The following is a 22,663-nucleotide window of genomic DNA, read 5'->3' as shown; positions in this document are numbered from 1 at the left end:
CCGGGTGTCGACAAGGTGGTGCTGACCGTGCCCGGACCGGCTCCCGGGCGACGGCACGCGGCCCGCGCGGGCACCGGCCGGGTCCCCACGGTCCGCGGGAGACCCCGGCACGGACCCCTCCGGCCCTCCGCCCGAGATGCATGGGACCGGGGACGACGGGGACGACGGGGACTTCGGGGGTGGCCGGGCCGATGCGGCGGCGGCCATGGAAGTGGCGGGCGCCGGACCGGCGCCCGGTGACGGCGCACCGGAGGAGGCGGGGACCATCGCGGAGGCGTCCGACGGCGGGACGCCCGCCGAGGCGGCGGACGAGGGTGGGCCGTCCGGGGACCCGGCGGCGGCCGGTGGAGCCGCGGACGGCCGGTCGGCGGCCGGGGAGTCCACGTCGCCGGAGGTGAGCGGTGCGGGTTCGCTGCCCTCCGCCCGCCCGGCGGCGCCTCGCGCCGCGCGAACCGGCTCGCCCGGTGCGGCGTCGTCCGTGGAAGGGGCGGGGCGGGGCACGGGGTCGGGGGCCGGTGGGGAAGTCGCGGCGCCGTCTCCGTCCGGTGCGGGATCGTCCACCGAGGAGACGGGGACGGATGCGGCGACCGGGTCCGGCCGGGACGCCCCGGCGCACTCGGGCCCGGTGGCCGCACCCCCCGCTGCTGCCGGCTCCGCGTCCGACCGCGCCGTCGGCTCCTCGGCGGCCACCGGACCGGACGGCGGAGCCCCTTCGGTGCGGCGGCCCGGAGACATCGCGCGGGAGGCCCTGCGTTCGGCACGCGCCGAGGCGGAGCGCGCCCGCGCGCAGGCCGAGGACCGGCCCCGGCCGGCCAGGCGGCGCGCCGTGTCGCCCGCGCCTCGCGTCCCCCGCGCCACACGCGGCGACCGTCTCGCCGACGAGCGGGCCCGGGAGGTACGCGCGGCCCTCGCCGACGCCTTCCGTATGCCCACCGATACGGACGCCCCCCGTCCGGAGCCGGCTCCCGATGCGCGCTCCCGCGGGGGGCGCCCGGCCGCTCCGGCTCCGTCCGCCCGGCCCGGCGCCGAACCCCCCGTAACGCCCCGCACCACCCACGCCGCACAGGCCGCACACGCCGCGCCCCGGTCCATGGCCGCCCCCGCCCGCGACGGCGACCTGCGCCGTACCTTCCCCGCCTTCTCACCGCGCGCCGGCGGCCGGCAGGACTTCGCCGAGACGTGGTGGGGCAGGGCGTGGATCACCGCGCTGGAGGACGGCGCGCTGGACGCCGCCCGGCTGGCGCGCGGTCGGGGATACGCCGAACAGGGGCACGTCGACGCCATCACCGTCACACCGGGGCTGGTCCTCGCCTACGTACGGGGCAGCCGTCCCCGGCCCTACCGGGTCCAGGTGCGGCTGCGGACGTTCGGGGAGGCCGACTGGGAGCGGTTCCTGGACACCGCCGCCGAGCGGCCCGGACATATCGCGGCACTGCTCGACAAGGAGATGCCCGAGTCCCTCGCCGACTGCGGGGCACCCCTGCTGCCCGGACCCGGTGACCTCGACCCGCGATGCAGCTGCCCCGACTCCGGCCATCCCTGCAAACACGCGGCGGCCCTCTGCTACCAGACCGCCCGGCTGCTCGACGCCGACCCGTTCGTGCTGCTCCTGCTGCGCGGACGCGGCGAGCACGAGGTGATCGACGCGCTGTCCCGGCTGAGCGCGGCCCGCGCGGCCCGCGCCGCCCGGGAGAAGGAGCCGGAGCCCCTGCCCGGCATCCGCGCAGCCGAAGCGGTCGCCCGCAAGGCTCGCGAACTCCCTCCGCTTCCCGCCCCGGCGGCCCCGCCGCCGCATCCGGAGCAGCCGCCCGGCTATCCCGCGGCCCCCGGCGGTCCGGACCCGTTCGCGCTGGACCAGCTCGCCACCGACGCGGCCGCCCGTGCCCACGCCCTGCTCACCACCGGCCGGGATCCCGTGGGCGGGCTCACCCTGTGGCACGACGCGGTACGACTCGCCGCCGCACGCCCCGGTGCGGGACTGACCGTCTCCACCCGCGCGCTGTACTCCTCCCTGGCCAGAGCCGCCGACCGCACCCCCGCCGAGCTGGCCCGCGCGGTCGCCGCCTGGCGCCAGGGCGGTCCGGGCGGCCTCGCCGTCCTCGAGGAACCCTGGGACCCGCCGGCCGGCCGCTTCGACCGCGCCCGCCCTCTCCTCCTCGCCGCGGACCTTCCTGCCTTCCGGCCCTGGCGCAACCGTCTCACCCATCCCCGCGGCCAGGTCCAGCTCCGTCTCGGTCGCGACCACCTCTGGTACGCCTACGAGTCCGAACCGGGCCAGGACGACTGGTGGCCCCGCGGCACCCCCGACTCCGATCCCGTGGGCGCTCTGACCGGCCTGGACACACCCGGCGGCCTGTGAGAGCACCGGGGACGGGCGGTGACAGCCACGGCTGCCGCCGCCCGCGGTGCGCTCAGCCCTTCCTGCTGCGGGGCACCGACGGCACCGGTGTGTCGCTCTGTCGTAGTTCGGCCAGCAACTCGCTCTGCCCGGCCAGCAGTTCGGTGAGGATCCGGCGTGCCGCACGCAGCAGTTCGGCGACATCACCACCGGCGAGGGCATAGCGGACGGTGGAGCCCTCCCGGATCGAGACGACTATGCCGGACCTCCTGAGCACGGCCAGCTGCTGCGAGAGGCTGGACGGCTCGATGTCGATGTCGGCGAGCAGGTCCCGTACCGGCACCGGCCCGTGCTGCAGCAGTTCCAGGACCCTGATGCGCACAGGGTGTCCCAGCATGCGGAAGAACTCCGCCTTGGCCTGGTAGAGGGGGACTTGCATGGATGCGCGCTCCCTGCCGCGTCGGGGATGTTCTCCAGGGCGCGGCGGCGCCCCGAAGACGCGCCGCCGCGCGATGTGCCGTCCTTCGCCGCCGATCCTGCTCGCTCGCCGCGCCGCCCACGCATGGCTTGGAACCATGTTGATGTGGTGACTTGAAGAAGTTTTCACATCATGGGCGTGCGTCGGCCAGGCATCCGGATCGTTCCTCATACCTCCAGTTGTTCCTCGATCCGCTTGAGCTGGTGCCGGGCCATCGCCAGGTTCGACCGGGACTTGTCGAGGACGAGGTAGAGGAACAGGCCGTTGCCGCTCCGGCCGGTGACCAGCCGGATGAGGTGGTACTGGTTCTCGAGCGTGATGAGGATGTCCTCGATCTGACCCGTCAGGCCCAGCAGTTCCATCGTGCGCACCTTGGCACGGATCACGTCCGTGTTGCCGGCGGCCGCGACCGTGAGGTCCAGATCCTTGCCTCCGCCCAGGGTCCCCAGCGCCATGCCGCTGGAGTAGTCGACGACGGCTGCCCCGAGGGCGCCTTCGATGGCGGTCATGATGTCCTTCAGCGACACTTCCACGGTTGCCATGGACGTCTCCCTCTTCGTTCGGTACACGGGTTGCGTCGGCCCGGACTCGACAACACCTTCGCCCGGCCGCGGTGGCACCGTAGGCGGGTGATCCGGCCCCGGGGGCACGGATTGCCGGGGATGACCGCCGATGACCGAACGCATATGCCGATCCATCGCCGTGCGACCACGACCGGTTCGAAAGTCACCGAAGTGCTCCGCCGCGCTGATCGGGCCGGCCGCCGTCGGGCTGAGGGCCGGCCCGGTCCGGTGCCACCGCCGGCCGGCCGCAGGCCCAGCACGTGACCGGCATGGAGAGGGGTGTGCGCGACGCGCGCCGGAGGCCGGGCCGTCCTGACCCCCGGACCCGGCTGGGCGGGGCGGACGATGGGCCGGACCGGCGGGTCCGCCGGGGCTCGCCGGGGCGGTGACCACGCCGGAGGCCGCGGTCGCCGCCTCCGCTGACGTGCCGTCGTCCCGGGGCACTGGGCCGTGGCTCCTGGCATCCGCCCGGCGAACGTGGTCCGCTGATCCGACGGCCGCGTGGCAGGTGCCCCGCGGTGCCGGCGACAGGACGCGTCACGGGCCTGCCCCGGCGCGTTCCGGGTACTGGCCGGACGAGCGGGCCGGGCAACCGGCTCCGGCCGGACGGGCGGGCCCGGCGACGGGCCCGCCCGTCCCGGCCCCGCACCACGAGGACGGCGCCGAGCGAGGAGGACGATGACCGAGGAACACCGCGGGGCAGCGCACCCCGCCTCCCGTGCGGCGGCCCCGGGACAGATGAGTGACGCCGTGAAGCCGGCCGCGAAGAGACGCGTCCAGGGAGGGGGGCGCACAACCCGAAGCAGTGGCCGGTCCGACCCCGCCGCCGAGTGGTGGACCCGGTGACGCGTCCCCCCGCCCACACCTCCGACGTGGTCGTCCTCGGTGGTGGCGCGGCCGGTCTCAGCCTCGCCCACCGGCTGACCGAGACGGGCGCGGCCACCGTGACCGTGGTCGAGCCGCCGGACGGCCCGCTGCGCCCGCCGGAACGGACCTGGTGCTACTGGGACGACGAGGAGGGAGACCTCGGCCCTGTCGTCAGCGCGTCGTGGTCCCGCCTGCGGGTGCACGGTGCCGACGGCCGGCACGTCGTCGTCGACCCGGCCCCGTTCACCTACCGCATGGTGCGCTCCACACCGTTCGAGCGGCACGTCCACGCGCTCCTGGCCCGTTCGCCCGGAGGGCACCTCCTGCGGGCGACGGCGGACTCGGTGCGCGACGTCCCCGGCGGCGCGGAGATCCGGTGCACGCTGCCCGACGGCGAGAGCGTGACCCTGCGCGCCCGGCGGGTGTTCGACTCACGGCCGCTGCCCGCCCTGCCGCCCTCCCGGACCCGGCTGCTCCAGCACTTCCGCGGCTGGTTCGTACGGACCGGCACCGAACGGTTCGATCCCGCCGTCGCCGACCTGATGGACTTCCGCGTGCCGCAGCCCGCGCACGGTCTCGCCTTCGGATACGTCCTGCCACTCGCCCCCGACCGGGCGCTCGTGGAGTACACCGAGTTCTCCCGGACCCCGCTGACCACCGGCGCCTACGAGTCGGCACTCGACGGGTACTGCCGGAACGTGCTCGGGCTCGGCGCGCTCACCGTGGAACAGACGGAGCAGGGCGTCATCCCGATGACCGACGCCCGGTTCCCCCGCCGGTCCGGGGCGGCCGTCTTCCGTATCGGGACCGCCGGCGGCGCGACCCGGCCCGCCACCGGCTACACCTTCGCCGCCGTGCAACGGCAGAGCCGGGCCATCGCCGCCGCCCTGCGCGACGGGCACGGGGGCGTCCCCGCCCCCCACGGACGACGTGCCCTGGCCATGGACGCGGTACTGCTGCGCGCCCTGGACACCGGCCGGGTCGACGGACCGGACTTCTTCACCGGCCTGTTCCGCCGCATCCCGGCCGAGCGCCTGCTGCGTTTTCTCGACGGCGCCACCTCACCGCGTGAGGAGTGGGGCATCGGGCTGCGCACACCCGTCCGTCCGATGCTCCGCACGGCAGCCGAAATCCCCTTCCTGCCCCGCCGCTCCCGGCCACCCGCACGAAACGGAGAGAGCCCCCGATGAGCCTCCTGCGCGACCACGACCTGGCCCGCGCCTTCGACCACGCCTCCCACACCTACGACAGCCTCACCTCCCTCAACCCCGGCTACGGCACCGGCCTCCTGCGCTCGGCCCGCCGTCTGCGGCTCCCCGGGGACGGAGCCGGACTGCACATCCTCGACCTCGGCTGCGGTACCGGCGCCTCGACCCAGGCCCTGCTCAGGGCCGCACCCCGGGCCCGGATCACGGCGGTGGACGCCTCGGCGGGCATGCTGCGCCGCGCCCTGGCCAAACCGTGGCCCCCGCGCGTGCGCTTCCTGCACCTGACCGCCGAAGAGGTCGCGGCGGCGGACGAGGGCCCCTTCGACGCGGTCTTCGCCGCCTACCTGTTCCGGAACGTCACCGACCCGGACGCGCTCCTCGAGAGCGTCGGTACGCTGCTGCGGCCGGGCGGACGTCTGGCCGTCCACGAGTACAGCCTCAGCGGCTCGCCGGCGCACCGGGCCCTGTGGACGGCGGTCTGCCGGGGCGTCGTCGTCCCGGCGGGTACCCTCACCGGCGACCGGGCCCTCTACCACCACCTCTGGCACAGCGTCCTCGCCTTCGACACCGCGCCCGCCTTCCGCGACCGGCTGACGCGAGCCGGTTTCACCGGGGTGCGTGTCGCCCCGGTCGCCGGATGGCAGACCGGCATCGTGCACACCTTCCTCGCCCGGAACGACATGCCCGCCCCGGGCGCCTTCCCCGCGGGCGACGGCCCGGCCACGGAGCGGGAGGGGACCCGGTGACCGCCCGCCGCCCCACCGCCGCCCGACGGGGCCGCGACCGCAGGGCGGAGATGCTCCCGCCCGCACCCGGCAAACCCCGCTTCCGGCCCGGGGACGAGCCGTCCGCCGCCGTGATCGGCGGCGGCATCGCCGGGCTCGCCGCGGCCGTCCTGCTGGCCGAACGCGGCGCCCGCGTCACCTTCTACGAGCGGGAGGAGTCCCTCGGCGGCCGGCTCTCCGGGCAGCGCACCAGGCTCGCGGACGGCTCGCGGGTGACCATGACCCGCGGCTTCCACGCCTTCTTCCGCCAGTACTACAACCTTCGCGGCCTGCTCCGACGCACCGACCCCGCCCTCGCCCGGCTCACCCCGCTGCCCGACTACCCGCTGCGCCACAGCGGCGGCCTGACCGACAGCTTCGCCCGTGTCCCCAGGACCCCGCCGTTCAGCGCGCTCGGATTCGTCGCCCTGAGCCCCACCTTCGGCTGGCGGGACCTGACCGCCCTGGACGCCCGTGCGGCGCTGCCGCTCCTCGACGTGCGCGTGCCCGAGGTGTACGAGCGTTTCGACGAGGTCTCCGCCACCGACTTCCTGCACGGCGTGCGCTTCCCCGAAGCCGCGCACCACCTGGCGTTCGAGGTGTTCTCCCGCAGCTTCTTCGCCGACCCGCGCGAACTGTCCGCCGCCGAACTGCTGCTGATGTTCCACATCTACTTCCTGGGATCGTCCGAGGGCCTGCTCTTCGACGTGCCGCGCGAGCCGTTCCCCCAGGCGCTCTGGGAACCCCTCGGCGACTACCTCCGACGTCTCGGCGCCGACGTGCGCACCGGGACCCCCGTGCACACCGTCCTCCCCCGCGACGGAGGAGGAGCGGAGGTGCGCACCGACGGCGGCGCGGATCACCACCAGGCCGTGGTGCTCGCCTCCGACACCGGGGGACTGCGCCGGATCGTCGACGCGTCACCCGGCCTCGGCACGGCGGCCTGGCGTGCCGGCATCGCGGCCCTGCGCACCGCCCCGCCGTTCCTCGTCTCCCGGCTCTGGCTCGACCGTCCGGTCCGCGCCGACCGCCCCGGCTTCCTCGGCACCAGTGGCTACGGGGGCCTGGACAACATCAGTGTCCTGGAGCGGTACGAGGGCGAGGCCGCCCGCTGGGCGGCGCGGAGCGGGGGATCGGTGGTGGAACTGCACGCCTACGCCGTGGATCCGGGGGCGGAACCGAAGCAGGTGCAGGAGATGCTCCTCGACCGGCTGCGCCAGGTGTACCCGGAGACCGGCGAGGCACGCCTGGTCGACGCCCGGCACGAGTGGCGGTCGGACTGCCCGCTCTTCCCGGTCGGTTCGCACCGCCGGCGCCCCACCGTGCGCACGCCCCACCGGTGGCTGACCCTGGCCGGTGACGCCATCCGCTGCGACCTGCCGGTCGCCCTCATGGAACGTGCCGCCACCACCGGCTTCCTCGCGGCGAACGCCCTCCTCGGCGAGTGGGGCGTGCGGGGCCAGATGCTGTGGACCGTTCCCCGGGCGGGCCGGTCACCGCTGCTCAGGGCCCTCGGTGCCGTCGCGGGCCGCCACCCCCGTCCCTGATACCAGGGCTCCGAGGCGCCCGCGCACCGCCCGCCCCGACCCGCCGTCGACGACCCGCAGCCCACCGGCAGACGGGACCCGTCGGTGCCGTCCGGCGTCGTGGGCCGGTCGGGCGGCCCCCGGGTTCCGCGGTCGGTCGGGGAGCCGCCCGGCTCGGTGGGCCTACCGGGCTACCGGGCTACCGGCCTACCGGCCTACCGGCCGTGCGGGGCTGCCGGGGAGCCGTCGGGCTGCGGGGGGCTCCGGGGGCCGGCCGGGTCCCTCGCCCCGCGGGTCAGCCGGGGAAACGGCCGGTGCTGCGCAGCGTCCAGCGGCGCTCGGCGTAGGCCAGGTCGTCGCGCCACAGGCGCCCCGCCGTACGGCGCATCAGGGGGCGCAGCACGGGCGCGGCCGCCCGCGCCGCCGCGAACCCGCGCCGTTCCGAGGTGGCGACCACCGCCTCGACCACAGCCGTCCGGGGATGTGCGTCGTCCGCACCCGTCAGCGGCGTCGCATGGGTCTCCACCACGGACGTGGCGCCCTCGCCGTCGGTGATGCGCATGACGACCGTGCGCGGCTCCGGCGCGGTGAACTCGGCCCGTACCGGCACCACCAGACGCCCCGCCACCCGGAAGGAGACGTCGACGACGAAGGCGTCGTCCTCGTCCCCCTGTGGCTCCCGGGCCACCGACAGGTCGACGAACGAATAGGGGTGGAACCACGAGCCGTGCCACGGATCGAGCCGGTTGGCCACCACGTCCTCGGGCTCGCACCGCCCCACCGCCGTGTACACGGCGTCCACACCACGGCCGGCCGCCGGCCGTACGGGCACGACGGGGAGCCCGGTCGACTCCTCGCCGCCCACCTCGTCCAGCCGGACCCAGACCAGCACGCCGTCGTCGTGCACCGGGAACGGACGCCAGCCGGCGAACGGCGCACCGTCCAGGGCCAGTCCGTGCCAGTGGCAGACCAGCGTGCCGCACACCACCCGGCTGTCCCGCAGCGGAGCGCCCAGGTGCGGACACACCCCGGAGCCCGCGTGCAGCTCACCGGTGGCCGAGCGCCACAGCACCACCTCCACACCCCCGACCGTCCGGCCGTACGGGCGGTCCGCGGCGCGCGTGCTCCGGGAGGCACCGACCACGAACCAGTTCCCGGACGGACGGGCGGACGCCCGCTTCAGCGTGTCCGAGATGAGCGCCGGCCGTGCCTGACGCCAGGCCGGCGGCTGGGCCGCCCAGCCCGGACCGCCACGCCGGCGCCGCAACGGCGGAGTCCATCGCGCCCGGCCCCCTCGCTCCCTCACCCCACCGGCTCCTTCCACCCGACCGGGGGCGGACCGCCCGCCGCGTCCGCCCCGCGCGGGGCGCGGGCCCGCCACCGGGCGGCGGCCACGCCCAGCGCACCGCCCGCCGCCAGGGCCGCGCGGCGCCGCCGGGACACCACCGCGCGGCGGTGCAACACGGTGTGGTCCCGCTCCGCGATCGCGTCCAGGATGCCGCCGTACAGGGTGAAGGCGGTGCGGATGCAGGGACGCACCCGCGGGTCGAGCATGGCGATGCCCGGCTCCGCCGTCCGGTACACGTCCCGCGTCATGGCCTCCGCCGCGACCAGGGCCGCGCGGATCCGCGGGTCGCGGCGTCCGGTACGACGGCTCCACTCCAGCAGCGGCCGGTCCACACCGTGGGCGGCGAGCAGGTCCCCGGGCAGATAGACGCGGCCGCGGTCGAGGTCCTCGCCGACGTCCCGCAGGAAGTTGGTGAGCTGGAACGCCACACCGAGGGCCGCCGCGTGCGGCGCCGCCTCCTCGCGGGGCACGACGGTCCCCAGGACCGGGAGCATCTGCAGGCCGATCACCGCGGCCGAGCCGTGCACATAGCGCTGGAGATCCGCGTAGGTCGGGTAGTCCGTGACCGTCAGGTCGGCCCGCATCGAGGCCAGGAAGTCGGCGAAGAGGGCGTGCTCGATGCCGTACCGGCCGGCGGTGTCGGCGACGGCCCGGACCACGGGCTCGTCCCCGTCGCCGGCCCGCAGCCCGGCCGCGAGGTCGCTCTCGAGACGGGCGAGCAGCCGGTCGCGTTCCCCGGGGGGCCGGTGCCGGTCGAGGTCGTCCACGATGTCGTCGGCCCAGCGGGCGAAGCCGTACAGGGCGTGCACGGCCGAACGGCGTTCCAGTGGCAGCAGCCGGGTGGCCAGGAAGTAGGTCTTGCCGTGACGGGCGTTGAGGCGGCGGCACCGGGTGTAGGCGGCGCGCAGCGCGGGACCGGTGATTCCGGCCGCGTCCAGTTCACGACGGGTCATGAGTACCTGCCGGGGTGGGTGGGGTGGGTGCGGTGGGTGGGGGAACGGCCGTCCTGGGAGCACGCGGGGGCACGCCGCGGCGCCCGGCGCCGCCGGTGACGCGGGCGGCGGCGAGCTTGCCGCTGATGAGCACCGTCGGCACGCCGACGCCCGGGGTGGTCCCGCAGCCCGCCAGGACCACGTTCTCCACCCCGCCGACCAGGTTGCGCGGCCGGAACGGCCCGGTCTGGGCGAAGGTGTGGGAGACCGAGAAGGGGCTGCCCGCCGCGTGCCCCTGTGCCGTCCAGTCGAGGGGGGTCACCAGGAGTTCCTCGCGCACACTGGCCGAGAACCCGTCCAGGCCCCGGCGTTCCAGCTCACCGACGAGGCGGTCGCGGTAGCGCGGGCCGAGGTCCCGCCAGGCCGCGGCGCCGGGACCGACCGTCGTGTTGGGGCAGGGGGCGAGGACGTAGTGGAGGTGGCCGCCTGGCGGTGCCAGACCGGGGTCGTGCGCGGTCGGACGGGTGATCAGCAGCGACGGGTCGCTCATCAGCTCGCCCGAGCGGGTCAGCTCGTCGAAGGTGCGCTCCCACGCGGCGCCGAAGGAGAGCGTGTGGTGGGCCAGCTGGGGCCAGGTGCGGTCGGTCCCGGCGTGCAGGATCACCGCGGACGGTGCGTGCGACAGCGGTACCGGGCGCCGGGGCCGACGCCCCAGCAGCCGGTAGGCGGTGGGCAGTTCACAGGTCAGTACCACCGCGTCGCACGGGATCCGCTCGCCGGACGACAGCCGCACGGCCCGCACCCGGCCCGCCGACCGCTCGAGGGTGCTCACCTCGGACGTCCAGCGCAGATCGGCGCCGACCTCCGCCGCCGCGTCGGCCATCGCCCGGGGGAGGGCGTGCATGCCGCCCTTGGGGAACCAGACCCCGGCCACGGTGTCCATGTACGCGATCACGGCGTAGGCCGCGAGCGCCCGGGCCGGGGCCACACCGGCGTACAGCGACTGGAAGGAGAAGACACGGCGCAGACGCTCGTCGGAGAGGAACCGGCCGACGCGGGCGTCCAGCCGCCCGAAACCGCCCAGCACCGCCAGCCGCGCCAGATCCGGGTGCAGCAGCTGGAAGGGGGAGTCGAAGTTCGTGTCGATGAAGCGGCGCATCTGCGCCCGGTACAGGCGCTCCAGCCACTGCCGCAGAGCGCGGTACCCGGCCGCTTGTGCCGGTCCGGCGAAGCGTCTCACCTCCGCCTCCATCGCCTCGCCGTCGGTGTGCACGTCGAGCGAGGACCCGTCCGCGAAGGAGGCCCGGTAGGCCGGGTGCAGGGCCGTCAGCTCGACGCGCCGGTACAGGCTGTCGCCGACCGCCGCGAACGCCTCGTCGGCCAGGTGGGGCATGGTCAGCACCGTGGGGCCGGTGTCCACCTGGAAGCCGCCCAGCCGTACGCGGCCGGCCCGGCCGCCCGGACCGGCGTCCCGTTCGACGAGCGTGACCCGGCGGCCCGCACCCAGCAGATGCAGGGCGCAGGCCAGTCCGGACAGGCCCGCACCCACCACGACGACATGGTCGGTGCGTCCGGGCACCCTCCTCACGCGACCTCCCCGGCGCGGTGCGGCGCCCCGCCCGACGCGCGTTCGACCAGCGCGGCGAACTCGTGCCGCACGGCGGGGTGGGCGCCCGTGCGTTCGAAGTGGCCGAGGCTGATGGCCGTCAGCTCCCCGATCTTCGCCTCCACCACCTCCCTGGCACCGGTGCGTTCCATGGCCGCCCGCATCCGCTCGACGGCACGCTCCGAACGGGTGTCCGCGTCCGGGGCGAGCGTGGCCGCGGCGTGGTGGTCCCCGGCGGTGTCGGCGAGCCGGAGAGCGGTGGCCAGGAGATAGGTGAGCTTGCGCGACCGCAGGTCGTCGCCGGCCGGTTTGCCGGTCAGCGCCGGGTCGCCGAAGGCACCGAGCAGATCGTCGCGGAGCTGGAAGGCCAGACCGGCGCACCGCCCGGCCGCCCGCAGCGCGTCGAGGGTACGGTCACCGGCCCCGGCCACCGACCCGCCCAGGGCGAGGGGCCGGGCGACGGTGTACAGGGCGCTCTTCAGGGTGGCGATGTCCAGCGCCTCGTCGACGCGTGACGAACGGGAGGCCTGGGCGTGCAGGTCGCGGTACTGCCCGGCGACCATCTCGGTGCGCATCGCCCGCCACTCCTCGTGCAGACGCCGGCCGTGCGGGATCTCCAGTGCCGTCTCCGTCAGCAGGTCGTCCGCCCACGCGAGGGCCAGATCACCGGCGAGCACCGCGGAGGAGGTGCCGAACGACTCCGCGGAACCGTGCATGCCCGCCGCCCGGTGGGCGCGCGCCAGTTCGACGTGCAGGGCCGGGCCGCCCCGGCGGGTCGGCGATCCGTCCATCACGTCGTCGTGGACGAGGGCGCACGCCTGCAGCAGTTCCAGGGCCGCGCCGGTACGGAGCACCGCGGTGGCGTCGCCCGAGCCGCCCGCCGCCCGCCAGCCGCAGAGCGCGAAGGCCGTGCGCAGCCGCTTGCCGCCCCGCGCGACCAGCGCGCCCACCCGGTCGGCCAGATCCCGGGCGAAGACCGGATCGACGGCACGGGACTGACGCAGTCGCGTCTCGAGCATCCGCTCCAGGACGGCGTCGGCGCCGTCGGCGGTGTCGGACGGGGTGAGGGGGTCGTCGACGAGTCCGGCCGGTACGGCAGCCGTCGGCGGCAGTCCAAGCATGCACAACCCCTTCTCACTTTCGGTCATCCGCAGACCAGTGCTTCCGCCGAGTGCCCCGATACGGATGCGCTGATGCCTACCCGGTGCGGCGCCGGTCCGGGACAGTCTCACCTCAGCGGCCCATCGGCGCCCGGTTCATGGCGGTGTGTCACCCCGCGGGGCACGGACGGGAGCCTCCTGACCCGCGGCCCCGGGCGTGCTTGACGGCGTACGGCGGCGGATGGCCGTACAGGCGCAGGTGCGAGGTGAACAGGACGACCGCGACGGTCATGGCGTCCCTCCTGGTGCGGTGGTGCGTGAAGGGGCTCTACTGCCGGGTGCCGCGGTGATCGAGGGGGCGGCGGACGCGCTCGGCGCGCCGGTCACCCCTGCGGGCGGCCGGCCCTCTGGCGGCCGCCTGGGTGATATTGCGGGCCATACCGCCGAAGACGAGGGCGTGGAAGGGCGAGACGGACCACCAGTAGGCATGGCCGAGCAGTCCCCGCGGGTGGAACAGGGCGCGCTGGCGGTAGCGGGTCCGGCCCTCGGCGTCCGTCTCGACCCACATCTCCAGCCACGCCAGTCCCGGCAGCCGCATCTCCGCCCGCAGCCGCAGCAGGCGTCCCGGCTCGATCTCCTCGACACGCCAGAAGTCCAGCGAGTCACCGACCCGCAGGCGCTCCGCGTCGCGTCGTCCGCGGCGCAGGCCGACGCCGCCGACGAACCGGTCCAGCCGGCCGCGGACCGCCCAGGCGAGCGGAAAGGAGTACCAGCCGTTCTCGCCGCCGATGCCCTCGATCACCTTCCACAGCGCCTGCGGGGACGCGTCGACGGGACGTTCCCTGTCGTCCTGGTAGAGACTGCCGCCGGCCCAGTCGGGGTCGGTGGGCAGCGGATCGCTGGGCGCTCCCGGGAAGGACGCGGACGACCAGCGGGTGGCGACCTGAGCTTCCCGCACCCTCCGCAGGGCGAGGGCCAGGGCCTCGTCGAACGGCAGGGGGTGCCCGGGAGGGTCGGGAACGTACCGGGCGATGTCGTGTTCGTGGCAGACGACCTCATGACGCAAGGACTCCGTCAGCGGCCGGGCGATCGAGGCCGGAACCGGGGTCACCAGGCCGACCCAGTGACTGGACAGCCCGGGAGTGAGCACCGGCACCGGGACGATGACGCGCCGCCGCAGGCCCGCCACCGCGGCGTAGCGGGCCATCATCTCCCGGTAGGTGAGGACGTCCGGCCCGCCGATGTCGAAGGCCCGGTCCACATCGTCCGGCATGGTCGCGGAGCCGACCAGACAGCGCAGCACGTCGCGGACCCCGATGGGCTGCGTGCGGGTGTGCACCCAACTGGGGGTCACCATGACCGGCAGCCGCTCGGTCAGATAACGCAGCATCTCGAAGGAGGCCGAGCCCGATCCGATGACGACCGCGGCCCGCAGCACGGTCGCCGGCACCGGGGACTCCAGGAAGACACGGCCGACCTCGGCGCGGGAGCGCAGATGCGGGGAGAGCGAACGCTCGGGGACGCCCCGCGGAGTGAGGCCGCCCAGGTAGACGATCCTCCGGACACCCGCCGCGTGCGCCTGCTCCGCGAAGATCCGCGCGGCACGGCGGTCGGTGTCCTCGAAATCCGCACCGGAGCCGAGCGCGTGGACCAGGTAGTAGGCGACGTCGACACCCCGCATGGCCTCGGCGACCGACACCGCGTCGGTGACATCTCCCTGTACGGTCTCGACGTCCGCCGCCCAGGGATGGTCGCGCAGTCTGCCGGGGGAACGGGCCAGACAGCGGACCCGGTGACCGGCCTCCAGCAGCTCCGGCACCAGACGCCCGCCGATGTACCCGGACGCGCCGGTCACCAGAGAACGCGGCCCCTGCGCGTCCCGTCGCCCGTTCGTCTCCACGGCTCTCTCCCTCCGGCTCGTACCGCGACACCGTTCCACTCCCGACCGATCATCACCGCCATGCCGTCACCGCGCCCGTCGGGGCCGGGCGGTGGACGACGCCCCGTCGTGCCGCCCCCGCCGGTTCGGTGGGAACCCTGACCCGTCCCCCGCGCCGGTAGCCGGCGCACGACGGGAGGAGGGCGCGACCGGCCGTTCAACCGTGCGGGGCGTCGGCACCGGCCGTCCGGTCGGCCCGGCCGCCCGCGCCGAGCAGGCCGGTCGCCGAGAACGGCTCCGCCGCGCCGAGCCGTGGCAGCTCCCGTCGCGACAGCAGCGTGACGACCGGTGGCATCGCGGCGCGCACGGGCTGGGTCGCGCGCAGCCACCGCGGGACGTAGACGGCAGGACGCCGCCGCTCGACGGCGGTGACCAGCCGGCCCGCCACATAAGCGGCCGGGTACACCTTGCGGGCCGGCCGCGGCATGTGCCCGCGCAGCTCCCGCAGCACCGGGTGCTGGTCGGCGTCGCGCACCATGTCGGTGTCCGTCCAGTTGATGTAGGCGATCCCCACCCCCACGTGCCGGTGGGCGACCTCCGCCTGCAACGAGTGGGCGAACGACTCGGCTCCCGCCTTCGACGCGCAGTAGGCGCTCATCATCGGCGCCGCACCGATCGACGCCAGGGACGCCACCTGAAGGAAGTAGCCGCGGGTGTCGAACAGATCGGGCAGAAACGTGCGCGCGGTGACCGCGCTGCCGATGAGATTGACCTCCACGACACGACGCCAGACGGCGGTGTCCGACTCCGCGAACGGACCGCCCTCCGCCAGCCCGGCGTTGGCGACCACCACCGAGGGCGGCCCCAGCCGCTCCCGGATCCCGGAGGCGGCCCGGAGCATCCCCCGGTCGTCGGTGACGTCGACCTCCCAGCAGGCGGAGCGGCCCGCCGGCAGCGCGTCCCTGACCTCCGCCAGCGTGCTCTCCTCGCGGCCCAGCAGCGCCACCGTCGCGCCCCGTTCGACCAGGACCCGGGCCAGGGCGGCTCCGAGACCGCGCGCCGCTCCGGTCACCACGGCCGTGCGGCCGTGCAGGGGCCTACGGGCGACCGTCATGCAGGGTTCCTTTCCGCGGTGGACCACGACGGTGCGGGGACGCCGGGCGGAAAGGCTCGCACCGCGGCCGTCCGGTCGCTCACCCTGTCTCCCCGTGCAGGAACTCGGTGAGCGCCTTGCCCGGACGGAACGCGGCCGTCCCGCCGTCCGGACGGAACCTGCCGAAGCTGCCCAGGGCGACTTCCTCGCCCCGGCTCAGGGCCTCGGCGATCGAGCCCGGATGCTCCACGGTCCCGAACACCGCGTCGAGCACCCGCTCGACGTCGTCGGCGGTCGGGCGTGGACCGTCGCCGTTGCCCGCCGCGCGGTCCCTGGTCGACTCGACCAGCTGGGTCCTGTCCATGCGTCCTGCCCGGAGTCCGAGGGGAAGAGATCGTGATGCCACGATCGCGGTGCCCGGCGGCCGGCGCACCTTCTGACGGGCGCGCGGGTGGCGTGGAGGAGAGGATGACCGGGCGGACGGCGCACGTGGTGCCCGGCCGTCCGCGCCGACAAGGGAGTGAGGCGGCGTGAACGACGAAGAGCGCGAGGCGACCTGGGACGAGTTCCGCGAACTGGTGAACATGCGGCCCGCCGAACTGGACACATGGCTGGCCTCGGAGGAGTCACGGAGCGTCGGGCAGCAGAAGGACGGAGGCGAGTCCACCGGACACGCCTCGGGCCGCCGCATCGTGGAGATCCTGCGTGCCAGGAAGGGCGATCTCTCCGACGACGACTACCAGCACATGCGCAAGGTCGTCGGCTACATCCGCCGGCATCTCGCCCAGCGGCCGACGGGCGAGATCAGGGACACCCGATGGCGGTACTCACTCATGAACTGGGGGCACGATCCCCTGACCTGACCTGACCTGACCTGACCTGACCTGACCTGACCTGACCTGACACGGGATGACCTGACCTGACATGGGATGACGTGGCGTGGCATGGCGTGGCGTGTGCGTCGTGGGCCGGGCGGCACGGCTGCCTCACCCTCACTCCGGTGCGCCCGGAACGCAGGGAGAGCCGACACCGGGGCGTCCGTCAGCCGACGGCCGCCCGTCCCGGAGCCGTGGTCGCCGACCACGCGTTCTCCAGTGTCCCCGGAGAGTTTCCCCGCAGCACCCCTGATGTTGGCCGTGCCCGGCTACTTTCGCCTCGCCCGGTCCGGCAGCAGGAGAGGCATGTCCATGAGCACCCCGGTCCACCGCACCTCGACACGGCAGTCCGCTGCCGTCCCGATGCCGGCCCGGCAGAGCCGGGAAGGGAGCCCGTCGCGGAACCCGGCGGAGCACGCCCTTCTCCGGATGCAGTCCAGCGCCGGCAACCGGGCCACGGCCGCGGCCGTGCAGCGGGCCAGGGGCGAGGGCAACGAGGACCAGGGGAAGGGGAAGGCACCGGAAGGCGGCGGCGGTGCGTCCGCCGGGGCGCGGAAGAAGAACTACCGTGACCGGATCTCCGGGCTCCTGGACAGGTTCAAGAAGAATCTCGAGCCCATCGACACCTTCATCAAGGGCGTCCAGACCCCCACCAACGCGGGCTTCACCCAGCAGGCCGCCGCCGCGGCCAACGAGGGCCTCAAGAACTCCGCCGCCGCCTCCGGCACCTCCGCCGCGTCGGGGAACCTCCTCACGGAGGCCTCCGGAACCGTGGTCAGCGGCATGGACGCGTACAAGAACGCGAAGGACGCCAGGAAGCTCGAGACCGGGGCCGGTCACCACACGGCGAACAGGAAGGCCAGAACCAAGGGGGCCGACACAGCCGTCGGCGCCGCCGGTTCGGCGGCATACAGCGCCGCCATCGCCAAGGAGGTGACCAAGATCCAGAAGGCGGCGGACGCCGCCGTGGCGTCCGAGGCGAGCGGCATCGCCAGCGCCTCCGTCGGCGCGGTCAAGGGCATGCGGGCGGCCTTCCGCGTCGGGGGAGCGGCCCGCAAGTACCGGAAGGTGAGGGAACTCGGAGACCCCCACCTCGTCCACGCGGGGTCACTGGCCCGGCTGCACGAGTCGCGGGAACAGGCCGAGTGGGCCGCGGCAGAGGCGTACGTCGCGCTGGACGCCTACTGGGACCACGAAGGCGAGGGGCGATTGGAGCACGTTGCCGAGGCCATCGACGCCGCGTGGGAGGCGATGGGGGAAGCCCGTGACGCCGGCGAGAGCCTCCAGCGCGCGGAGCGCGATGTGGAGAAGCTGAACCGGGTGCAGGAGTACGCGAAGAAGAAGCAGCTCACCAAGATGGGCAAGGAGACGGTCGGCGGCGCGGTCGGCGAATCCACCAAGGCCGCCGCCGGCGTGGTGACCGCGGTCGCGGCGGGAACCGCCGGGCTGGCGAGCAACCCGGTCGGATGGGGCCTCGCCGGGGCCGGGGCGGGCCTGGTCCTCGGCGTCACCCTGTACAAGGCGCTGCGCGCCGCCACGAAACGCTACGAAGAGGTCCGCCACCCCGAGCGCTGGGCGCCGGCGGGCAAGGAGCCCGCGGAGGCCGAGCCTCGCGACGCATCGCTGAAGCACGCCCTGAAGTTCTGGAAGAAGGTGTCACAGGGCGAACGCCAGGCCATGGCGCGCGAGATCTACGCCCTGGCGGCAGGCCCCGACATCCCCGGCAGCGGCGGCACCACGGCCGAGATGAGGGAGTCCGCCCGGGCGCTCCTCGTCGCTCTGAAGTCGGGCCCGGCCCAGCACAAGCTCGAGCCGGAAGCCTGGGCGGCCACCCTCGACGACCCTGCGAAGAGCGCCGGTTGGATCAAGGAGATCGCGGAACAGCTGGCGTCCGGGTGACCGGGTGACCGGGAGGCAGGGAGAGGGGAGGGGCGCGAGCTCTTGGGCGGAATCGGCGTACCGAGGTCGACCGGCCGGCGCCCCACCTCCGGCGGCGCCATATCCAGTCGATCGATATTCATAAGAGCGAGCCGGGACGTCCGGAACAAGACAGTTCCACTGGTGCTGTTCCGGACATGCTCTTCCGGACATACCGATTGACGACCCCGCTCCGTGCGGCCGCTTCATGGTGGTCATGAAGCGGCAACTATCACCAGATCTCCTCGAGCGACTCGCTCACGATGCGGGCGAATAGATCAGAAGGAGCGTGGCGCAACGCAGTAATACGTTCGCATCCCTTCGACGCGACCCCGGGAACGACATACGCGGGCGGTGGAGGAGTGACGGGGAGTGCCGGAATCCGTGGAACAAGGACGCGGCGGAGAGTGGCCCGACGGCGGAACCGAAGGTGTGCGGGGCGCAGTGGGCCCCCGGGAGCGGCCGGAGGCCGGCGAAGGCTGCCCCGGCTCGTCGAACGCCACACCCCGCGGTTGTTCGTACCCGCGGGCAGCCCCGGACAGTACCGTCACCTTGCTGATCATCAGAGGAGGCGATCGCGAGCGGCCGGCCTCCGGGGCACCATGATGACGGCCCGCCGGCTCCTCGCCGAGAAGCGGTTGTTGAAAGTTGCCCAATGTATTACACTCGCCCACTATCTGGCATGAGGAGTGTCAATGCTGAATGGCGTAAGACGGCATATGTCTGGTAGGCGCGGTTGCGGCCCCGGTCGGCTCCGCAGTCTTTCCAGACGGCGGCGCAGCGTCTGCTGACGACAGGGTTCCGCGCCCGATCATAGGATCGCGCGGACCACGTATTCCAGCAAGCTGTCCTGTGAAGCCATCGGCCTCGAGTTCGCATTGCGCTCCATGATTCGCCCCTATGCATCTCCGGTCCCCGGTGGCACATGGGCTCTCTGGATCCTTCCTTGGCCGAATGGCTTTCGAGAATGAGCACGGGTCCTTTTCCGTGCTGTGCAAAAGCGTGAGCCCGGGGGCGATGCCCCGATGGCCCGGACCAGCCTCGCCGGTAAGATCCTGGGTGATCAAGAACCGCTACGAGCTGGGTGAGAGGCAGGAAAGAACAGCGTGAGTTCCGACCGGGGTGTGGAGATGTCTGAATCGCATGGCGGCTATCGCGAATTGATGGCCGGGCAGCTCGGAGTGTGGCATGCGCAGCAACTGGACCCGAATAATCCCATATATAACATGGGTGAATACATCGAGATTCACGGACGGATCGACGGGGACTTATTCGAGGCGGCCGCACGCAGAGTCGTGGCGGAGATCGATTGCTTCTCCCTCCGTTTCGAAAAGGCCGCGGACGGGATTCCTCGACAGTATGTCAAGCCGCACAGCGACTGGCCGTTCCACCTGGTTGACGTGAGCGCTGAGGAAAACCCCCGTTCGAGCGCGATGAACTGGATGCGCGCGGACATGCGCCGTCCGGTGGACCTCCAGGACGGCGACCTCTTCACCCACGCCCTGTTCAAGGTGGACGAGGACCTCTTCTTCTGGTACCAGCGCCTGCACCATGTCATCGCGGACGGACTCGCGGGCTCCCGGACAGCCGGCCGGCTGGCCGCGGTCTACACGGCGCTGTCGGCCGGCGAACCCGTCCCGGACGGCGCGCCCCCCTCCTGTTCCGTGCTGATGGACGCCGATGCCGCCTACCGGGCGTCCACCGAGTTCGAGGCGGACCGGGCGTACTGGACCGAGCGCCTCGCCGACCTCCCGCCGACGGTCAGCCTGAGCGGCCGGGAGCCCTCCACCACTCCCCATGCACTGACACGGCACACACTCCACATCGCTCCGGACGCCGCCGCGGATCTCAAGAGCTCCGCACGCCGGATGGGAACGAACCTGGCGGGTCTCGCCATGGCGGCGAGCGCCGCCTGTCTGCACCACGCCACGGGACAGCAGGACGTCATTCTCGGCGTCCCCGTGATGGGCAGGAAAACCGCATTACGCGATGTACCCGGAATGACGGCGAATATTATTCCCCTTCGCCTTTCGGTGGAACCGGAAGTCACCGTGCGGGAACTCGTGAAGCAGGTTTCCCGCGGAGTGCGAGATGCCTTGAAGCATCAGCGGTACCGCTACGAAGACATCCTCAGAGACCTGAAACTCGTGGGCCGCAGCGGGATCTACCCCCTTCTGGTCAACATCGTCTCCTTCGATTACGGCCTGAAATTCGGCGACGCGCCCAGCCGTCCGCACGGACTCGGCGGGATCAATTTCAATGACGTGTCGATATCGGTCTACGACAGGTCGTTCGACGGCAGTATCTCCGTGATCGTGGAGGCCAATCCGGATCTGTACACCCGGGAGGCCCTGCACAGACACGCCGCACGATTCCTCGACGTCATGACGTGGATGGCAGGTGCCGCCGCGGAGGACCGCGTCCACCGGATGATGCTGATGAGCCGTTCCGAGCGGCGCCAGGTCATCGAGGAGTGGAACGACACCGCCCGGGAGGTGCCCGCGGCGACGCTCCCGGATCTGCTGCGGACTCCGGCCGCCCGCACCCCGGACGCGGTCGCCGTGGTCTTCGAGGGTGCCGAGGTGACGTACGCCGACCTCCACGCGCGGGCCAACCGCCTCGCCCGGCTCCTGATCGACAGGGGGGTGGGCCCGGAGTCGCGGGTCGCGGTGATGATGCACCGTTCCGTCGACCTGGTGGTCGCCCTCCTCGCGGTGATCAAGGCCGGCGGTGCGTACGTACCCGTCGACCCGGACCACCCCGCCGACCGTGTCGCGTACCTGCTCGCCGACGCCCGGCCCCTGCTGCTGCTCACCAGCACGGATCTGGCCCCCGCCGGTGGAGAGGTGCCGCACCTGGTCGTCGACGACTCGCGGACCGCCACCGCCCTCCGCGCCTTCGAGGAGGGCGAACTCACCGACGCCGAACGCCGCGGCGCCCTGCTGCCCGCCCACCCCGCCTACGTGATCTACACCTCGGGCTCCACCGGACGGCCGAAGGGGGTGGCCGTACCGCACGGGGGCATCGTCAACTGGCTGTCCTGGTTGCAGGGCACCTACCGTCTGACCGCGTCGGACCGGGTGCTGCAGAAGACACCCTACGGTTTCGACGTGTCGGTACGGGAGTTCTTCTGGCCGCTGCTCCAGAGCGCGACGATGGTGGTCGCCAAGCCCTCGGGCCACCGTGACCCCGGATACCTGGCCGAGCTGATCCGGCGCGAGCGTGTCACGATCGCGCACTTCGTCCCGTCCCTGCTCCAGGACTTTCTCCGCGAACCGTCCGCCACCACCTGCACGGACCTGCGAGCCGTGTTCTGCAGCGGCGAGGCGCTCCCCGGTGACGTCGCCGGGCGGTTCCGGGACGTCCTGGGTGTTCCGCTGCACAACCTCTACGGTCCCACCGAGGCGTCGGTCGAGGTCACCGCGTGGACGTGTGACGCGGACGGCGGCGCAGGCGGTGTGCCCATCGGGCGCCCGGTCTGGAACACCCGGGCGTACGTGCTGGATCCCGCGCTGCGTCCGGTACCGGTGGGTGCCGCGGGTGAGTTGTACCTGGCCGGAGTGCAGCTGGCCCGAGGCTACTTCGAGCGGCCGGGGCTGACGGCGGAGCGGTTCGTCGCCGATCCGTTCGCCCCGGGGGAGCGGATGTACCGCACCGGCGACCTGGCCCGGTGGAACGCCGACGGGCAGCTCGAGTACCTGGGCCGTACGGACGACCAGGTGAAGATCCGGGGNGAGCGGATGTACCGCACCGGCGACCTGGCCCGGTGGAACGCCGACGGGCAGCTCGAGTACCTGGGCCGTACGGACGACCAGGTGAAGATCCGGGGAGTCCGGATCGAACTGGGCGAGGTCGAGGCCGCGCTGGGCGCGCATCCGTCCGTGGCGCACTGCGCGGTGGTGGTCCGGGAGGACCGTCCCGGCGACCAGCGCCTGGTCGGCTACCTCGTTCCGGCGGACGGCCCGAAGCGTCCTGACAACGCTGTCATCCGCCGGTACCTGCGGGGTGTGCTGCCGGAGTACATGGTGCCGTCCGCGTTGGTGGTGCTGGATGTGTTGCCGTTGACGGTGAACGGCAAGCTGGACCGCGGGGCGTTGCCGGCTCCGGGGCGCGAGCCGTCCGGTGCCGGGCGGGGTCCGGCCACGGCGCGGGAGGAGATCCTCTGTTCG

At 73.6% G+C, this 22,663-nt stretch carries 17 protein-coding genes; 7 read left to right on the top strand and 10 right to left on the bottom strand.

The features are described 5' to 3' along the window. The first annotated feature begins 625 nt into the window (after nucleotides 1-625). Complete coding sequence (locus HTV45_RS32365) at nucleotides 626-2,359, top strand: SWIM zinc finger family protein (RefSeq protein ID WP_308309809.1); 1,734 nt, start codon at nucleotides 626-628, stop codon at nucleotides 2,357-2,359. A 52-nt stretch (nucleotides 2,360-2,411) separates the two neighbouring features. Here the strand turns inward: HTV45_RS32365 and HTV45_RS32360 are convergent, their stop codons facing one another. Further along, nucleotides 2,412-2,777, bottom strand: a complete 366-nt coding sequence (locus HTV45_RS32360; protein WP_215209466.1) for a helix-turn-helix transcriptional regulator — start codon at nucleotides 2,775-2,777, stop codon at nucleotides 2,412-2,414. Between the two features lie 206 nt (nucleotides 2,778-2,983). Next, nucleotides 2,984-3,358 carry a hypothetical protein gene (locus tag HTV45_RS32355; protein ID WP_215209465.1) on the bottom strand — a complete coding sequence of 125 codons (375 nt, stop codon included), beginning with the start codon at nucleotides 3,356-3,358 and terminating at the stop codon, nucleotides 2,984-2,986. Nucleotides 3,359-4,221: 863 nt separating this feature from the next. Between HTV45_RS32355 and HTV45_RS32350 the strand changes: the two genes are divergently transcribed. From HTV45_RS32350 to HTV45_RS32340, 3 genes are read left to right on the top strand one after another with little or no spacing between them, the layout of a single operon-like run. Continuing rightward, nucleotides 4,222-5,436 (top strand): lycopene cyclase family protein, encoded by a 1,215-nt coding sequence (locus tag HTV45_RS32350; protein ID WP_308309808.1) that lies wholly within the window; start codon nucleotides 4,222-4,224, stop codon nucleotides 5,434-5,436. Continuing rightward, entirely contained in the window at nucleotides 5,433-6,200 is a 768-nt protein-coding gene (locus HTV45_RS32345) for a methyltransferase domain-containing protein (RefSeq protein ID WP_215209464.1), read from the top strand. The genes HTV45_RS32350 and HTV45_RS32345 overlap by 4 nt, the downstream gene beginning before the upstream one ends. Further along, nucleotides 6,197-7,765: an FAD-dependent oxidoreductase gene (locus HTV45_RS32340; RefSeq protein ID WP_215209463.1), complete on the top strand. Its 1,569-nt coding sequence runs from the start codon at nucleotides 6,197-6,199 to the stop codon at nucleotides 7,763-7,765. The genes HTV45_RS32345 and HTV45_RS32340 overlap by 4 nt, the downstream gene beginning before the upstream one ends. Before the next feature lie 274 nt (nucleotides 7,766-8,039). Here the strand turns inward: HTV45_RS32340 and HTV45_RS32335 are convergent, their stop codons facing one another. The 8 genes from HTV45_RS32335 to HTV45_RS32305 form a co-directional block, all read right to left on the bottom strand. Continuing rightward, nucleotides 8,040-9,050, bottom strand: coding sequence for a DUF5914 domain-containing protein (locus HTV45_RS32335; RefSeq protein ID WP_308309807.1), 1,011 nt, complete (start codon nucleotides 9,048-9,050; stop codon nucleotides 8,040-8,042). Continuing rightward, the gene (locus HTV45_RS32330; RefSeq protein ID WP_215209462.1) at nucleotides 9,047-10,045 is read right to left on the bottom strand and encodes a phytoene/squalene synthase family protein; all 999 of its coding nucleotides are present in this window, start codon (nucleotides 10,043-10,045) and stop codon (nucleotides 9,047-9,049) included. Before HTV45_RS32330 ends, HTV45_RS32335 begins: the two co-directional genes overlap by 4 nt. After that, nucleotides 10,032-11,612 (bottom strand): phytoene desaturase family protein, encoded by a 1,581-nt coding sequence (crtI, locus tag HTV45_RS32325; RefSeq protein ID WP_215209461.1) that lies wholly within the window; start codon nucleotides 11,610-11,612, stop codon nucleotides 10,032-10,034. Before crtI ends, HTV45_RS32330 begins: the two co-directional genes overlap by 14 nt. Further along, a complete protein-coding gene (locus HTV45_RS32320) occupies nucleotides 11,609-12,751 on the bottom strand; it encodes a polyprenyl synthetase family protein (RefSeq protein WP_215209460.1) in 1,143 nt (380 codons plus the stop codon). The genes crtI and HTV45_RS32320 overlap by 4 nt, the downstream gene beginning before the upstream one ends. 148 nt (nucleotides 12,752-12,899) lie before the next feature. After that, entirely contained in the window at nucleotides 12,900-13,022 is a 123-nt protein-coding gene (locus HTV45_RS34940) for a hypothetical protein (protein ID WP_285899711.1), read from the bottom strand. 36 nt (nucleotides 13,023-13,058) lie between these two features. After that, complete coding sequence (locus HTV45_RS32315; RefSeq protein ID WP_215209459.1) at nucleotides 13,059-14,630, bottom strand: SDR family oxidoreductase; 1,572 nt, start codon at nucleotides 14,628-14,630, stop codon at nucleotides 13,059-13,061. A gap of 196 nt (nucleotides 14,631-14,826) precedes the next feature. Then, nucleotides 14,827-15,723, bottom strand: a complete 897-nt coding sequence (locus tag HTV45_RS32310; RefSeq protein WP_215209458.1) for an SDR family oxidoreductase — start codon at nucleotides 15,721-15,723, stop codon at nucleotides 14,827-14,829. Nucleotides 15,724-15,802: 79 nt separating this feature from the next. After that, nucleotides 15,803-16,066, bottom strand: a complete 264-nt coding sequence (locus HTV45_RS32305; RefSeq protein ID WP_215209457.1) for an HU family DNA-binding protein — start codon at nucleotides 16,064-16,066, stop codon at nucleotides 15,803-15,805. A 166-nt stretch (nucleotides 16,067-16,232) separates the two neighbouring features. Between HTV45_RS32305 and HTV45_RS32300 the strand changes: the two genes are divergently transcribed. The 3 genes from HTV45_RS32300 to HTV45_RS32290 all read left to right on the top strand — a co-directional run. Continuing rightward, nucleotides 16,233-16,565 carry a DUF3140 domain-containing protein gene (locus tag HTV45_RS32300; protein ID WP_215209456.1) on the top strand — a complete coding sequence of 111 codons (333 nt, stop codon included), beginning with the start codon at nucleotides 16,233-16,235 and terminating at the stop codon, nucleotides 16,563-16,565. 324 nt (nucleotides 16,566-16,889) lie between these two features. Beyond that, nucleotides 16,890-18,476 carry a hypothetical protein gene (locus tag HTV45_RS32295; RefSeq protein WP_215209455.1) on the top strand — a complete coding sequence of 529 codons (1,587 nt, stop codon included), beginning with the start codon at nucleotides 16,890-16,892 and terminating at the stop codon, nucleotides 18,474-18,476. A gap of 1,124 nt (nucleotides 18,477-19,600) precedes the next feature. Then, on the top strand, nucleotides 19,601-22,663 hold a 3,063-nt coding region (locus tag HTV45_RS32290; protein WP_215209454.1), incomplete at its 3' end, for an amino acid adenylation domain-containing protein.

This window comes from Streptomyces sp. CHD11 (assembly GCF_018638295.1).
In the GTDB taxonomy this organism is placed as follows: Bacteria; Actinomycetota; Actinomycetes; order Streptomycetales; family Streptomycetaceae; genus Streptomyces.
Note: the sequence above shows the minus strand (reverse complement) of the source record. Positions and strands in the feature narration are given on the sequence as shown.